The 13,461-nt window shown below is 47.5% G+C and carries 13 protein-coding genes; 8 read left to right on the forward strand and 5 right to left on the reverse strand.

What is annotated here, in order from left to right:
* Positions 1-275: 275 nt before the first annotated feature.
* A complete protein-coding gene (locus tag KO512_RS13610; RefSeq protein ID WP_215952901.1) occupies positions 276-1,706 on the reverse strand; it encodes a M48 family metalloprotease in 1,431 nt (476 codons plus the stop codon).
* Positions 1,707-1,827: 121 nt separating this feature from the next.
* On the opposite strand from KO512_RS13610, the gene KO512_RS13615 reads away from it, so the two are divergent.
* The 3 genes from KO512_RS13615 (at position 1,828) to KO512_RS13625 (ending at position 3,540) form a co-directional block, all read left to right on the forward strand.
* Positions 1,828-2,064, forward strand: a complete 237-nt coding sequence (locus KO512_RS13615) for a sulfurtransferase TusA family protein (RefSeq protein WP_215952902.1) — start codon at positions 1,828-1,830, stop codon at positions 2,062-2,064.
* Positions 2,065-2,076: 12 nt separating this feature from the next.
* Positions 2,077-3,162: an AI-2E family transporter gene (locus tag KO512_RS13620; protein WP_215952903.1), complete on the forward strand. Its 1,086-nt coding sequence runs from the start codon at positions 2,077-2,079 to the stop codon at positions 3,160-3,162.
* A gap of 186 nt (positions 3,163-3,348) precedes the next feature.
* Entirely contained in the window at positions 3,349-3,540 is a 192-nt protein-coding gene (locus KO512_RS13625) for a hypothetical protein (RefSeq protein WP_215952904.1), read from the forward strand.
* Positions 3,541-3,683: 143 nt separating this feature from the next.
* Here the strand turns inward: KO512_RS13625 and KO512_RS13630 are convergent, their stop codons facing one another.
* Complete coding sequence (locus KO512_RS13630; RefSeq protein ID WP_215952905.1) at positions 3,684-4,151, reverse strand: peroxiredoxin; 468 nt, start codon at positions 4,149-4,151, stop codon at positions 3,684-3,686.
* Between the two features lie 225 nt (positions 4,152-4,376).
* Here KO512_RS13630 and dapA point away from each other — a divergent pair, with 225 nt between their 5' ends.
* From dapA to KO512_RS13645, 3 genes are all read left to right on the forward strand, one after another.
* Entirely contained in the window at positions 4,377-5,252 is an 876-nt protein-coding gene (gene dapA / locus KO512_RS13635) for a 4-hydroxy-tetrahydrodipicolinate synthase (RefSeq protein WP_215953130.1), read from the forward strand.
* Between the two features lie 18 nt (positions 5,253-5,270).
* The gene (gene bamC, locus KO512_RS13640; RefSeq protein WP_215952906.1) at positions 5,271-6,626 is read left to right on the forward strand and encodes an outer membrane protein assembly factor BamC; all 1,356 of its coding nucleotides are present in this window, start codon (positions 5,271-5,273) and stop codon (positions 6,624-6,626) included.
* A gap of 114 nt (positions 6,627-6,740) precedes the next feature.
* Complete coding sequence (locus KO512_RS13645; RefSeq protein ID WP_215952907.1) at positions 6,741-7,694, forward strand: 2-hydroxyacid dehydrogenase; 954 nt, start codon at positions 6,741-6,743, stop codon at positions 7,692-7,694.
* A 91-nt stretch (positions 7,695-7,785) separates the two neighbouring features.
* Here the strand turns inward: KO512_RS13645 and KO512_RS13650 are convergent, their stop codons facing one another.
* Both KO512_RS13650 and rlmD read right to left on the reverse strand, forming a co-directional pair.
* Complete coding sequence (locus KO512_RS13650; RefSeq protein ID WP_215952908.1) at positions 7,786-8,424, reverse strand: RluA family pseudouridine synthase; 639 nt, start codon at positions 8,422-8,424, stop codon at positions 7,786-7,788.
* A gap of 1 nt (position 8,425) precedes the next feature.
* Positions 8,426-9,820, reverse strand: coding sequence for a 23S rRNA (uracil(1939)-C(5))-methyltransferase RlmD (gene rlmD, locus KO512_RS13655; RefSeq protein WP_215952909.1), 1,395 nt, complete (start codon positions 9,818-9,820; stop codon positions 8,426-8,428).
* A gap of 231 nt (positions 9,821-10,051) precedes the next feature.
* Between rlmD and KO512_RS13660 the strand changes: the two genes are divergently transcribed.
* Entirely contained in the window at positions 10,052-11,050 is a 999-nt protein-coding gene (locus tag KO512_RS13660) for a glycosyl transferase family protein (protein ID WP_215952910.1), read from the forward strand.
* Between the two features lie 71 nt (positions 11,051-11,121).
* Here the strand turns inward: KO512_RS13660 and KO512_RS13665 are convergent, their stop codons facing one another.
* Positions 11,122-12,291, reverse strand: coding sequence for a cation:proton antiporter (locus KO512_RS13665; protein ID WP_215952911.1), 1,170 nt, complete (start codon positions 12,289-12,291; stop codon positions 11,122-11,124).
* Between the two features lie 547 nt (positions 12,292-12,838).
* Here KO512_RS13665 and nfuA point away from each other — a divergent pair.
* Positions 12,839-13,432 carry a Fe-S biogenesis protein NfuA gene (nfuA, locus tag KO512_RS13670; protein ID WP_215952912.1) on the forward strand — a complete coding sequence of 198 codons (594 nt, stop codon included), beginning with the start codon at positions 12,839-12,841 and terminating at the stop codon, positions 13,430-13,432.
* The last annotated feature ends 29 nt before the right edge of the window (positions 13,433-13,461 follow it).

The raw sequence follows: 13,461 nt of genomic DNA on the forward strand, positions 1-13,461 counted from the left end.
TTTGAGCATCCGTCTATTCCGTCATACTAGGCGACAGGCGTTATGATGGCGGTAGCCTGTCAGGTAGGGTGTAAGCACTGATCACTCAGGCTGAAAGCATCAGCTAGCGGTAATCATCACTATTTAATAAGGTTATAAAAGCAGCAATTATGAGGTATCACAAGGTCTCCACCTCTTAAAATGGGTATGAGTGAGGAAATAACAGGGGCGGGGCGGTTGCATTGGCATGGGGATTAAGCGTTTGCCAATGCATATCGCGAGACGAGGATGGCTGTTTAAAGAGAGGTCTTAATTTGTTCTCTGACCTGTTCGGCTTCCCGTTTACGCTCTTCAAGCCTAGCAATATCACTACTACTTAACCCTTTTTCGCGTAGCGCGTAGTCAATCTGTTGCAGCGCTTTATCGGTTGCACCGATCAATAAAAAGTACTCTGTTCGTGCTTCATGCACGCCAAGGGTATTGCCGGCCAATCCTTGGGTTTCTGCTAGCTCATACCAGATATAACTGTTATCAGGAAAGCGTTGGCTCAACTCGCTTAGCACACGGGTCGCTTTTTTATACTGACGATTGGCGCTAAGCGCTTTAGCATAGCGCTGTCTCACGGGATAGCTGTCAGGATAAAGCTTATTCAGTTGTTCCATCTGTTGCAGCGCATCTTCTGGCTCATTGGCTGCGAGCGCGAGTTCTGCATAGGTGAGACGTATATAGAGGTGTTGTTGCAGATGGGAGGGTAGGCTCTTCAAGGCTGATTGGGCTTGACTGTAATCCCCTTTTTTCATCAGCGCTAAGGCTAAACCGTAGTTACTCAGTTGATCATCAGCAGCGCTTATTTTATAGCCCTTAATGAGCTGGTTAAGGTCGCTAGTGTAATAGACTTCTACTCGCTTTTTGAGTAGTTGATAATCGTAGTCTTGGGGTTTATATGAGGGCTTAGGTAGTTGGCTCGCGCGGTTTTCCGCGTCTGCTATCCTTGATTCAGTGACGGGGTGGGTCAACAAAAATTCGGGTGGTTTTTGGCCAAGAAAACGACTTGAGCGTTGCAGTCTGGAGAACATCCGTGGCATAGCGTAAGGATCAAAACCCGAGTTCACCATATTCAGCATACCGATACGGTCTGCTTCCTGCTCATTTCGTCGGGTAAAGTTGATACTGGCTTGCTGGCCAGCGGCCATTGAGGATGTGATCCCAGCCATACCCGCCTGTGAATCGGCAGAAGCAATTAAAATACTGGCTAGCACACCTGCAAGCAGTAATGGCGTATTACGACGGCTCTCTTCTAGTTGCTGAGCGTAGTGGCGTTGCGACAAGTGAGCGAGTTCGTGAGCGATAACCGATGCGAATTCCTGTTCATCCTGAGCGCTGAGTAGTAGGCCTGCATTGATGCCAACGACACCACCGGGTACCGCAAAAGCATTCAACACAGGGGTGTCGAGTACGATTAGATCGAGCCGATGATCCTGAAGTTGGCTGTTTGCCGCAATTTTCCAGAGTAGGCCATCAATATAGTTAACCAGCAGCGGATCGCCATATTCTGCTGCGCTGCCGCGTAACATTCGAGCCCAAGTTCGGCCTAGCTGATATTCCTGCTCAAGTGAAATAGTGCCGGAGCTGTTGGCTATCAGGGGCAGTTCATTGGCCTGAGTCGGCGAGATGGTGCTCAGCGAAAGGATGCCCGCTAACAGATATCGTGTAAGTCCAGTTCGCAAATTATTGATCCTTATACTGTGTTTCTGTGGCGCCAGAAAAAGTTAAGTGTAATTGTGGTTTATAATACCTCGTTTTTTGGTATATATTGCTGTCCTCTTAACTGTATCTGGACATTTTTCTATGACTGAGACCCACTGGGATGAACAACTCGATACCTGCGGCCTTAATTGTCCATTACCTTTATTGAAAGCAAAGCAGGCGTTACATAAACTGGAGTCGGGTAAAATTCTCAAAGTGGTGGCAACAGATGCTGGATCACAGCGGGATTTTAAAGCCTTTGTCGATCAGTCTGACCATCAGATGCTGGAATCGTTCAGCGAAGATGATCGGTATACTTATTTTATCCAGCGCGGTTAACGGGAGCACAGTGTGAGAAAAATTTTCAATAAATGGATCGATAACTATTTTTCTAACGAGGAAGTCATCCTGTTACTGGTGCTTCTGGCCGGTGCATTGGGCGTTATTCTATATTTAGGCCAGGCGCTAACACCTGTTTTTATCAGTATTGTTCTCGCGTTTCTCATGCAGGGAATGATTGTCTGGTTAAAAGAGCACAAGGTGCCGCACCTGGCAGCCGTGTTATTGGTGTTTGCACTGTTTATTGGCGCACTACTGTCGTTGTTGCTATTTATTATGCCGTTGGCATGGAAACAGTCGGTGAATCTGTTTAATGAGCTGCCCGGCATGGTGACCCAAGCGAAAGAGGTGTTATTGTTACTGCCGCAGCAATATCCCGATGTTTTCTCCGAACAGCAGATTACCCAAATTATCGATTTGACCACGACGGAGCTAAGAAAGTTAGGGCAGATGGTCGTGACTTACTCTTTGAGTTCTATTACCGGATTGGTTGCGCTACTTATCTATGTGGTACTAGTGCCTATTTTGGTGTTTTTCTTTTTGAAAGATGGCAGCAATCTGGTGCGTTGGTGGGTCTCTTTTCTACCACAAAAGAAAGCGATGCTAACCCAAGTTTGGACTGAGATGGATCAGCAGATCGCTAATTATGTTCGAGGTAAAGTCATTGAGATTGTGATTGTCGGCTCGGTTACCTATGCAGCCTTCACTCTGCTGGGGATCAATTATGCGGCATTGTTAGCCATTATGGTGGGGTTATCAGTCCTGATACCTTACATTGGTGCTGCATTGGTGACGCTGCCAGTTGCCTTGATCGGCTTCTTTCAATGGGGTTGGACGAATGAATTCTGGTACCTGATGTTGGCGTACGGCATTATTCAAGCGCTTGATGGCAATGTGTTGGTGCCGCTGCTGTTTTCGGAAGCGGTTAACTTGCATCCGGTGTCCATCATTATTGCGGTATTAGTGTTTGGCAGCGTTTGGGGGTTCTGGGGCGTGTTTTTTGCCATCCCGCTGGCAACGCTCATCAAGGCTATTTTGAATGCTTGGCCGAAAAGCCACGCATTTATTCAAGATGATGGGCATGCTGAGACTAAATAATAAAAGCGAACCCAAAATATGCCGCCTAAGACATATACGCACGAGTCATTAGATTCTGCCGACCTGACGCTTAATTCGATACTTGATCTTATCGTCGAAGGTATTTGGGATTGGCATGGCGAAACCGGCAACGTTGTGCGTAGTTCTGTGTAGTCCTGGTTGGTACCGTATGCTGGGCTATCCAACGTGGTTTTAAAGTTTCAATCGGTGATTGCTGCAACAACCTTCGTTAATAATATTCATCTTGAATGCAGTTTTGGTGCGGTTGAGTACCAGCAAAATGAAACCATGGTTGAGCTGTTTCAGCGGGTGGATCATGCGATGTATGAGGACAAGGATCGTGTGGCTTTCACCGCGAGAAAAAAGATCACTGACTGAGCGCTGTGCTCGTATTGGTTGATTTCCCTATGCTCGGCTGAAGCGAAAAAGGTATTTGTCTTTATAAAAAGGGTATTCAATACCCTGCCCAGCGGGCAGGGCTATCACGAAGGCGTGTTAGTTTCGATCAACGCCGTTTCACTTTACAACGCTTTTACCGCTTCAAGTACGTCGGCAACATGCTCTTTGACTTTTACCTTACGCCACTCTTTTCGTAATACGCCTTCGGCATCAATTAGAAAGGTGCTGCGTTCGATACCCATATGTTCTTTGCCATAGAGTTTTTTCAATTTAATGACATCAAATAGTTTGCATAAGGTTTCATCTGGGTCGCTAATCAATTCGAAGGGAAAGGATTGCTTCGCTTTGAAATTCTCATGGGCGCGCATACCATCCCGTGATACACCAAAGATTTGTGTATTAGCTGCCTGAAACTGGTCGTACATGTCACGAAAATCCTGTCCTTCCGTGGTGCAGCCAGGCGTGCTGTCTTTCGGATAAAAATAGATGACCACGTTGGAACCTTTGAGTTCGGATAGCGTCACAGTGGTATCGCTAGTGGCAGCGGCGGTGAAGTCGGTTACTGGCTGATCAATTGTTGGCTGGCTCATGCATTTTCCTTAAAAATCTGGCTTAAAAACTACGCTTATCTGATTGAGATCAGTTAGAATGATACGCTTTTTATACGATAACAGATTTCACAGTTTTGGCAGCCCCTATAAACATCGTTTTTTGAATATTCAGATTACGCTAACTTATTGAGCTGAAATGGGTTGAGCCGCAAAACGCAGGCAAGTACCATAGACCATACTGTATACCTCTTGATGGAGACCATGATGATTACTGGCAGCATTGTTGCTCTTGTTACCCCGATGAATTCAAACGGTGAGGTCGATTGGGACGCACTGGATAAGCTAGTTGATTTTCATCTGGAAAAGGGCACCGACTCAATCGTTGCTGTAGGTACAAGTGGCGAATCGGCAACACTGAGTTGTGATGAGCATTGTCAGGTTATTAAGCGGGTGGTTGATCGTGTTAGCGGTGCCATCCCTGTGATTGCCGGAACAGGTGCAAATTCTACCAGAGAAGCGATTGAGCTAACTGAAGCGGCAAAGAGCGTCGGTGTTGATGCCTGTTTGTTGGTGACGCCTTATTACAACAAGCCGACCCAAGAAGGTCTGTTTTTACATTTTAAAGCCATTGCCGAAGCGGTTGATATCCCACAGATTCTTTATAATGTGCCGGGTCGTACCGCTTGTGACATGTTGCCTGAAACGGTATTACGTCTAGCTGAGATATCTAACATTATCGGCATTAAAGAAGCTACGGGTGATTTAGAGCGGGCGAAAACGCTAATTGATGCCGCGCCGAAAGAGTTTGCTATCTATTCGGGTGATGACGGTACAGCTGTTGAACTCATGTTGCTCGGCGGTGATGGCAATATTTCCGTAACGGCTAATGTGGCGCCGTCACAGATGGGTGAGCTTTGTCGTTTAGCGATTGCAGGTGAAGCGGAAGCTGCACGTGCTATACAGACTTCACTGATGCAGCTGCATACGGCGATGTTTGTTGAAGCTAACCCTATTCCGGTGAAATGGGCCGTTGCTGAAATGGGCTTGATCGGGCAGGGTATTCGTTTACCGCTGACCGTATTGTCTGAGCAGTACCATAATCAGGTGCGTGAAGCGCTGAAAGCCTGCGAAATTATCTGAAACTAACGGACAAGCATAATGAGAATAATTGCCTTGTTGCCTCTGGCAGCAGCTGTGTTAAGTATTGCCGGATGTGGTTCCTATTCTAATCCGATTTATGGTGAGAATGGCATTATCAACGACCGCAGCCAAAACTACGAAGAGGCGCAGGCAACTAAACGGCTCGAACTACCGCCTTCTATTAAGGCTCGTTCGAAATCAATGCAGGACGCGTTGGATGTTCCGAGTGCTGGTCAGACGGCCTCGCAGCGTAGTGGTAGCTTTTCTGTTCCACGTCCGGAGTTCTTTTATGCGGATGCCGGTAGTGGTTCGGTTAACCTGAAGCGTGAAGATGGTGAGAAAGTCCTCGTGGTGGACGAACCCATTGGCGATGTCTGGGTACAGTTACAGGACTTCTGGCGCTTCAATAATATTGGCTTGGCTAAATCAGCACCGCAAGAAGGGGTGATTGAAACCGATTGGATCGATGTCGATGCTAAAGAGCTAAGCTTTGTCGATAGCATGATTAAGCGATTGACCTTCCAAGATATTGAAGGGCCTACGAGTGATAAGTTGCGGGTATCGGTTCGACCGGTTGCTGATGACTTTAATCGTACCAGTATTTCGATGCAGCATGTGCGGGTAGCTCAGGATCAGAAGGATCAGCCGGTTAGCTGGACTGATGATGCGACGGATGTTGGTTATAAAACCGATATGATGTTTGAAATGCTGCGCTATCTGAGTAAGTCGAGCAGTAATAGCGAGAGCATGAGTATGCTGGAGCTGCGTCGCCAGCAAAATAACCTGCCACAGATGGGACGCGATTCTAAAGGTTTCCCTGCGTTGAAAATTACGGTGCCGGTTGACCAGGCATGGGCTCAAATTACTCAGGCTATCGATAAAACAGATCTTGATGTGGGTACGCGTGATCAACAGGCGGGTATTATTTATATGACTTACACCACGTCGACACCGGTTGAAGATACTGAAAAAATGGGCTTCTTCGAGTGGTTGCATTCCGATCGTGACGAGATAACCTTTGATAGCGGTTTAGGTCGGGCGTTGGGTTTTGATGATGAAGACGACGACAATGCACCGTCTTATAGCGCTCGGAAGGTTGAAGGTGGTAAGGAAGCTATCGATGAGAGCGATGACCTTGCTAACCGAAAAGGCTTTAAAATTTGGTTAGGCGGCAAAGTGCTCTATATCTTCGAGGATGATCAGGATGCTGTATACAATGATGAGTCTGGTAAGTATGAGCATGTCGGTCAGTATCAGCTACATATGAATCGTACTGCAAACGGTGTATTTCTGACGGTTAAAACACCGGACGGTTATTCAGCGCCAGCGGTGGTTGCTGATGAGATACTCTGGCAGATTAAAGAGAAGATTTGATCGATTATTAGATCGGGGCTGCTGGTGTTTAAATCAGTAAGCTGAGCAAATCATAAATATTAAGGGGCCCTCAAAGGGGCCCCTTTTTTATATAACGGGTGAGGGTAAGTAACGATGAAAGCAGTTTTTCTTGACCTTGATAGCTTAGATTGTGATGACCTTGATCTTAGCAAGCTAAAAGCTGAATTCAGCTGTTTTACAGGCTACGCCTCGACGACGCCATCACAGGTGGCAGAGCGGGTTGCAGAGGCTGAGGTGGTGATTGTAAATAAGGTTGTACTTGATAGTGCAGCACTAGCGGTGGCAACGCAGTTGAAGCATGTGTGCATAGCTGCCACCGGCACTAATAATGTTGATATTCAGGCGGCTGTTGAAAGAGGTATTACCGTGTCTAACTGTCAGGCGTACGGTACTGCATCGGTGGCTCAGCATGTGATGACGCTGATGTTAGCTTTGCATACCAACCTGATTGCCTATAACCAAGCGGCGCGAAATGGGCAGTGGGCCCAAGCGAAGCAGTTTTGTTTGTTGGATTACCCGATTCAGGAACTTAATGGTAAAACATTAGGTATTGTGGGTTATGGTAATCTTGGTGCGGGCGTGGCTCGGTTGGCCGAGGCCTTTGGTATGCGGGTGCTGATTGCGCAGCGTATTGGCGGCGATACCATGGCCGGTCGTGTGGCGTTGGACGAGTTACTGCCGCAGGTTGATGTTTTAAGTTTGCATTGTCCGTTGACGGCGCAAACCCGTGATTTAATCAATGCTGAGGCCATTGGGCAGATGAAAACTGGCGCTTTTATTATCAATGCTGCCCGCGGCGGTATTGTTAATGAAACGGATTTGGCAGAGGCGTTGCGCAGCGGTCAATTGGCTGGGGCGGCAACCGATGTCTTGAGTGAAGAGCCACCGGTCAATGGTAATCCTTTGTTGGCGGATGATATTCCCAATCTTATTATTACCCCGCACAGTGCTTGGGGGAGTGTACAGGCGCGGCAGCGTATAGTGGAGCAGATCACTGAAACGGTTGTTGGCTTAAAGCGAGGAGAGCACATCAGAGTGGTGAGCTAAGCTGATAATTAAAGTAATAGCAGATTTAATCGTTTAGCTTATTGATCAGCTAGGGATAAACGAAGGCTTTATCTTGTGTTGATGAGGCTGCTTAGAACGGACAGGAAGCGCTAAAGGACAACCGCTCCTGAGTGGCTGGATGGTTGAAGCTGAGCGATTCGGCATGCAGGAGCAAGCGTTCCGAGCGTGTCCGTTGATCGGGGTTGGCATAAAAGCGGTCGCCGAGAATCGGATGCCCTAGGTATTGCATATGCACTCGCAATTGATGCGAACGTCCCGTTATTGGCGTGAGTTCGACTCGGGTAGCATTAGTTAGATATTCGAGGACCTGCCAGTGGGTCTGTGCCGGTTTACCTTGTTCATGGTCGATAATCTGTAAGGGGCGATTGTCCCAATCGCAACGCAGTGGTTGATCAACCGTGCCGCTGGCTCGCGGTAGTCTACCGTCCACAATCGCTTGATAGCGCTTCTCTGTTAGACGCTCTTGAAACTGAATGCTCAGATGGCGGTGGCTCTCTCTGCTCAGCCCTAGCACCATGATGCCAGAGGTCGGATAATCGAGCCGGTGAACGATGAGGGCGGTTGGGAAGCGTTGCTGAACCCGACGCCAGAGGCAATCCTGCTTATCCTCTCCGCGGCCAGGCACGGAGAGTAGATCAGGGTCTTTATGGACGACCAGGATATGGTTATCGGCGTAGAGAATCTTCTGCTCATCAATCGCTGTCATCATCTCAGCGATTGATGCCTTTGCCGGCAAACAGTTTCTTTTTCTGTTGTTTCTTTTTGCCACGTACAAACAGCGCCATCGATTCAATATGGTGAGTTTGTGGAAACATATCCATGACGAGGAACTGCCGTAGTTGATAACCTTCGCTGGCCAGTAATTCGCTATCGCGGGCGAGGGCGCCTGGGTTGCAGGAGATATACAGAATCAACTCGGGCCGCTGCTGGCAAATTTGTGGTATCAACGCTGCGGCACCACTACGAGGTGGATCAAGAATAACCTTATTGTAAGCATCTCGAAACCATTGCAGGCCAGTTAAGTCATCGGCTAGATTGCCGCAGAAGAAGCGACAATTATCGAGTTGGTTTAAACGGGCGTTTTGTTCAGCCTGTTCCACCATGGTCACGCTGCCTTCGATACCGGTGACCGATGCCCCTGAATGAGCGACTGGCAGGGAGAAATTACCTAAACCGCAAAACAGGTCAAGGACTTTATCATCGGCTTTAAGATCCAGTAATTGACAAGCCTTAGAGACCATCTGTTGGTTAATCTCAGCGTTAACCTGAATGAAATCACCTGGGCGAAACTGCAGTGTTAATTGGTTTAGTGAATAGCTAACCGGCTCAACATCACTATTGTCGGGTTCGGTGCCAATTATCTGTTGCTGCAGGTTTAGGTCATAATGTGCAGCAAGAGAGGTAAAGATGGCTAGGTGTTGTTCGTTAAGCGGTTTCTTTAGCCGCAATGATAGATAGCCGCCCTGATCTCCCAAGTCGATATCCAGTTGGGTGATATATTTGATATCACCGCTATCACGTAAGGCTTCTCTTACTCGGCTGAAGATGTCGCTGACACGTTTGTCTAATACGATGCAGCTATCGATCTGGCTGAGTAGGTGACTACCTCGCCGGCGAAAACCGACAATGGGCTCGCCATCGGATAGCTGATTAATACCGATCCGAGCGCTGCGTCGATAGTGCCAATCAGTAGCAGTCAGCGGCGCTTCTATTTTTGTGGGTTTGGTATGGCCGATCCGTTCCAGTTGTTCAATCACTAGCGACTGTTTTAAGCTGAGCTGCTCGGCGTTGTCCAGATGTTGTAGGTCACATCCGCCGCAGTGTTGATAGTGAGGGCAGGCGGGTTCGATCCGGTGGCTAGACGACGTTAATATCGTGTCAGTATGGCCAAGATAGAGGTTGGCTTTTTCCTCGGTCAGACGGGCCGTCACCTGTTCACCGGGAAGGGCGTTAGCGATAAATGCTGCTTTGCCCTGGTAGCGTCCGATTCCTCTACCATCATGGCTCAGGGATTCGATATTTAATTCTACCGGTTCGGTCGGTAAAGGGTGGGCTGGCTTGCGAGCCGGGCGCTGATTTTTTGGACGGGAACGGTTCGGTTTCATGTGCTTCTCCTGACGAAGGGCGGATTCTACCAGTGACCGCTGATTAAAGCATCCGCAGAGGCTTGAATGGCCGTCAGATTAGGGTGTATCGGTCAGCTTTTTATGGATGGTTGATGACTATCGGCGTAAAGCTTTAACTTTAAGGCTGTTTTATCGGTGTAAAGGCTTCATGCGGATAGCATCGAGGGTATAAAATCAGCATAACTTTAATTAACGGGCCAGAGAAAATCTATGTTACAGAAGCAGCCATCAGTGGAGCATCCTTTTGCCCCCTTTGTACGAATTCTTGGTAAAGGAAAGCTAGGGTCTCGTTCCCTGAGTCAGGTTGAAGCTCGTGAAGCGATGCAAATGATTTTAGATGATCGAGTAGAGCCTGAGCAATTGGGGGCTTTTTTGATGCTGCTGCGGGTTAAAGAGGAATCGCCTGAAGAGTTGGCTGGTTTTATTGAAGCGGTGCGTGGTCGATGTGGTGCGCCGGCATCGCTCGAGGTTGATCTAGATTGGTCAACTTATGCGGGTAAAAAGCGCCAGCTGCCATGGTTTATTCTGGCGGCATTATTATTATCTGCCAATGGTATTCGAGTGTTTATGCATGGGGCTAGAGGTCATACGCCTGAGCGGATCTATACAGAAGATTGTCTATCGTTGTTTGGTATTAAAGCCTGTGTTGATTGGAATCAGGTTGCACAATCGTTAGATTCAACCCAGTTCGCTTTTATGTCGATTGAGGCATTGAGTCCACGAATGAGTCGAATTATCAATCTACGGCCAGTGTTAGGGCTTCGCTCTCCAGTCCATACGCTTTGTCGGCTTATCAATCCGCTGCACGCTAGCCATACCGTTGATGGTGTGTTTCATCCAGCTTATGGTCCGATGCATCAGAAAGCGGCACAGTTGCTGGGCGTTAAAAATGGATTAACGATTAAAGGGGATGGCGGTGAAGCGGAAGTCAAGCCGGATGCTGAATGTGATCTGCAATGGACTCGTGGGGGTGATTATTCGACCAGTATCTGGCCGCGCTATTATCCAAGGCGTTTAGTCAAGCAGGAGCTTGATAGTGCCGACTTAGTGAAATTGTGGCGTGGAGAAATTGAGCATGAGTACGGTGTGGGTGCGGTGATCTCCACCCTTGCGCTGATACTTAAGCTGCTCAATAAGGCGAAAGATCATGATAGCTGCATTAGGCTAGCAGAGCAGATGTGGCAGGATAGAAATAAAACTCAATATTAACCGACATAGCATCATAAGCTGGGTGTTCGATGGTTTGTCCGATAGGAGGATGCTCTTATCGGACATTGGCCCTAATCTCTTCTCAGCTTGTCTGAAACAGCAATAGGATTGGGGTAGTTAAAGATAACAATATAGGTCGATAACAAGAACGTTAGAATGGCGGTTGCCTGTATCACATGGGAAGCTTCTTGGCCGATCATCGATGCACTGGTGGCCATATAAGCTATCAGTAGGGAAAACTCACTGATTTGGCCTAAGCGAAAACCGACTTCCCACGCGAGTGTTTTGCTATCGCTGATATTGTGCAGTAGAAAGCGAAACACGATCGGCTTAATCACCAGTACCAGCAGCGCTAAGATGATTGACGGTACAATAATCTGTCCTAGCAGTCCTAGATTGAAGCTTGCACCGATAGAAAAGAAAAACAGAATTAGGAAGAAGTCGCGCAAAGGTTTAAGGCTGGTCGCGATATATTGAGCGATAGGGCTGGTTGCTAAGCTAACGCCGGCAATAAAAGCACCGATCTCAGCAGACAAGCCGACCGCGTGGGCGAGCTCCGCTAGACCGAGGCACCAGCCGATCGCTAATAAGAAGATGTATTCGTGGAAACGGTCAAATTTCTGAATCAATGGCAGCAAAATATAGCGGACAAAAGCTAAGGCGCCACCAATGATCAAGGGTAAGGCAATGATCGTTTTTAGGAAGGTGAAGAATTGGCTGGCCTCGCCATCGCCACTGTTGAGTAATAATAATACCAGAATAGCGATGACGTCTTGAAGTAGCAGCAGACCGACCACCAATTCGCCGGTGTATTTGTGGTGTAGAACGGTTGTGGGGAGCAGTTTGATGCCGATAATGGTGCTGGAAAACATCAGGGCGACACCAATAATAATAGCTTCGGTGCGGGTGAATCCGAAGGCGATCCCGACGCCATAGCCGATTGCCATAAAGATAATCGCGCTAAAAACAGCGACTAAAGTCGCCTTTTTTAGCATATGCACTAGATGGCTTGGCTGCATATCGAGCCCTAACAGAAAGAGTAGGAAGATAATGCCGACGTGTGAAATATCAGAGAGTAAAGCTGTATCCTGAATATAACTGTAGCCATAAGGGCCTAAAATGGCACCCAGTACGATATAGGCAACTAGTAAGGGTTGTCGAGTATAAAGGGCGATAGAGGCCAGCACAGCGGCACCGGTAAAAATCAGAAAGAAAGAGAAAACCAGGCTCTGTTGCATCATAGCTAAAGTGATATCCAATCGATTCAGGGCAGGAGGGACTCAGGAGCTGAGCACCCCTTAGTTTAACGAATCTATGGACGGATATGAACCCAGCTGCGGCATATATAAATAAAAATGAATATAAAAAAACAGAGGGTCCTGCTTGATGAATAATCTGTCTTAGTTCAGTTTCAATGAGGCGTAAAACCTAGCGTTGGGCTGGTGGAACTAGATAGATGGAAGCATTTCAGTCCCAATTGATACTATTTCACAGCATGTTCCGGATTGTATCGGCAGCGAGTATTGTTTGAGTTAAAAGGGTTGGTTGGAGTATCTAGAGAGATGCCTGACAAACGGCTTATCTCGGTTGTCGAAAGAGTGTTTGCAGATCGTTGAATTTCAGATCAGAATAACCCAAAGCGTGTCTCTAAGGTCTGAAGTGGGGCAGTCTAAGCGATTTATAAAAAGGCGGAAATGCTATTTTTGCTAATAACTGAGTATTTTACTCGGGATTGGAAAGGGTGTATCCTAAAACCCATATTGAGTGAGTGATTTAACAGGAATTTTGATGAATATTACCGTAACCGAATCAGCTGAAATCTACCTTGCTGAGCTACTTGAAAAGCAAAATGTAGAAGGCATTGCTGTGCGGATGTTCGTTACCCAGCCGGGAACGCCTTACGCTGAAACCTGTCTGGCTTACTGTCGTCCTGACGAAATCGTTGAAGACGATGCTGTTATGCCGATGGAGAAGGTAACGTTTTACTTTGAAAAGAATAGTTTGCCCTATCTCGAAGAAGCAACCGTAGATTTTGCAACCGACCGTATGGGTGGACAGCTGACGATTAAAGCACCGAACGCCAAAGTGCCAAATGTGTCAGACGATAGCCCGATAGAAGAGCAGATAAACTATATCCTTTACTCGGATATTAACCCAGGACTCTCTTCTCACGGTGGTGAAGTTAAACTGATTGAATTAATCGAAGAGTCGAACGGTCAGGTCGCTATCTTGCAGTTTGGTGGCGGATGTCAGGGGTGTAGTGCCGTTGATATGACGCTAAAGGATGGCGTTGAGAAAACCCTGGTTGAGCGTGTGAGTGGCTTAGTGGGTGTGCGCGATGTGACGGATCATACTGTTACTGATAATGCGTATTACAAGTAACAATCGTTTCGCTGGAAAAGCCCGGGCTC

The sequence above is a fragment of the Amphritea atlantica genome (assembly GCF_018860855.1).
GTDB classification, from domain to species: domain Bacteria; phylum Pseudomonadota; class Gammaproteobacteria; order Pseudomonadales; family Balneatricaceae; genus Amphritea; species Amphritea atlantica_A.

Excerpts from the sequence above, each read along its gene's own strand:
- KO512_RS13660 (WP_215952910.1), top strand. The coding sequence starts at position 10,052 with ATGTTACAGAAGCAGCCATCAGTGGAGCATCCTTTTGCCCCCTTTGTA.
- rlmD (WP_215952909.1), bottom strand. The coding sequence starts at position 9,820 with ATGAAACCGAACCGTTCCCGTCCAAAAAATCAGCGCCCGGCTCGCAAG.
- KO512_RS13615 (WP_215952902.1), top strand. The coding sequence starts at position 1,828 with ATGACTGAGACCCACTGGGATGAACAACTCGATACCTGCGGCCTTAAT.
- bamC (WP_215952906.1), top strand. The coding sequence starts at position 5,271 with ATGAGAATAATTGCCTTGTTGCCTCTGGCAGCAGCTGTGTTAAGTATT.
- KO512_RS13650 (WP_215952908.1), bottom strand. The coding sequence starts at position 8,424 with ATGATGACAGCGATTGATGAGCAGAAGATTCTCTACGCCGATAACCAT.
- KO512_RS13665 (WP_215952911.1), bottom strand. The coding sequence starts at position 12,291 with ATGATGCAACAGAGCCTGGTTTTCTCTTTCTTTCTGATTTTTACCGGT.
- KO512_RS13645 (WP_215952907.1), top strand. The coding sequence starts at position 6,741 with ATGAAAGCAGTTTTTCTTGACCTTGATAGCTTAGATTGTGATGACCTT.
- nfuA (WP_215952912.1), top strand. The coding sequence starts at position 12,839 with ATGAATATTACCGTAACCGAATCAGCTGAAATCTACCTTGCTGAGCTA.
- dapA (WP_215953130.1), top strand. The coding sequence starts at position 4,377 with ATGATTACTGGCAGCATTGTTGCTCTTGTTACCCCGATGAATTCAAAC.
- KO512_RS13630 (WP_215952905.1), bottom strand. The coding sequence starts at position 4,151 with ATGAGCCAGCCAACAATTGATCAGCCAGTAACCGACTTCACCGCCGCT.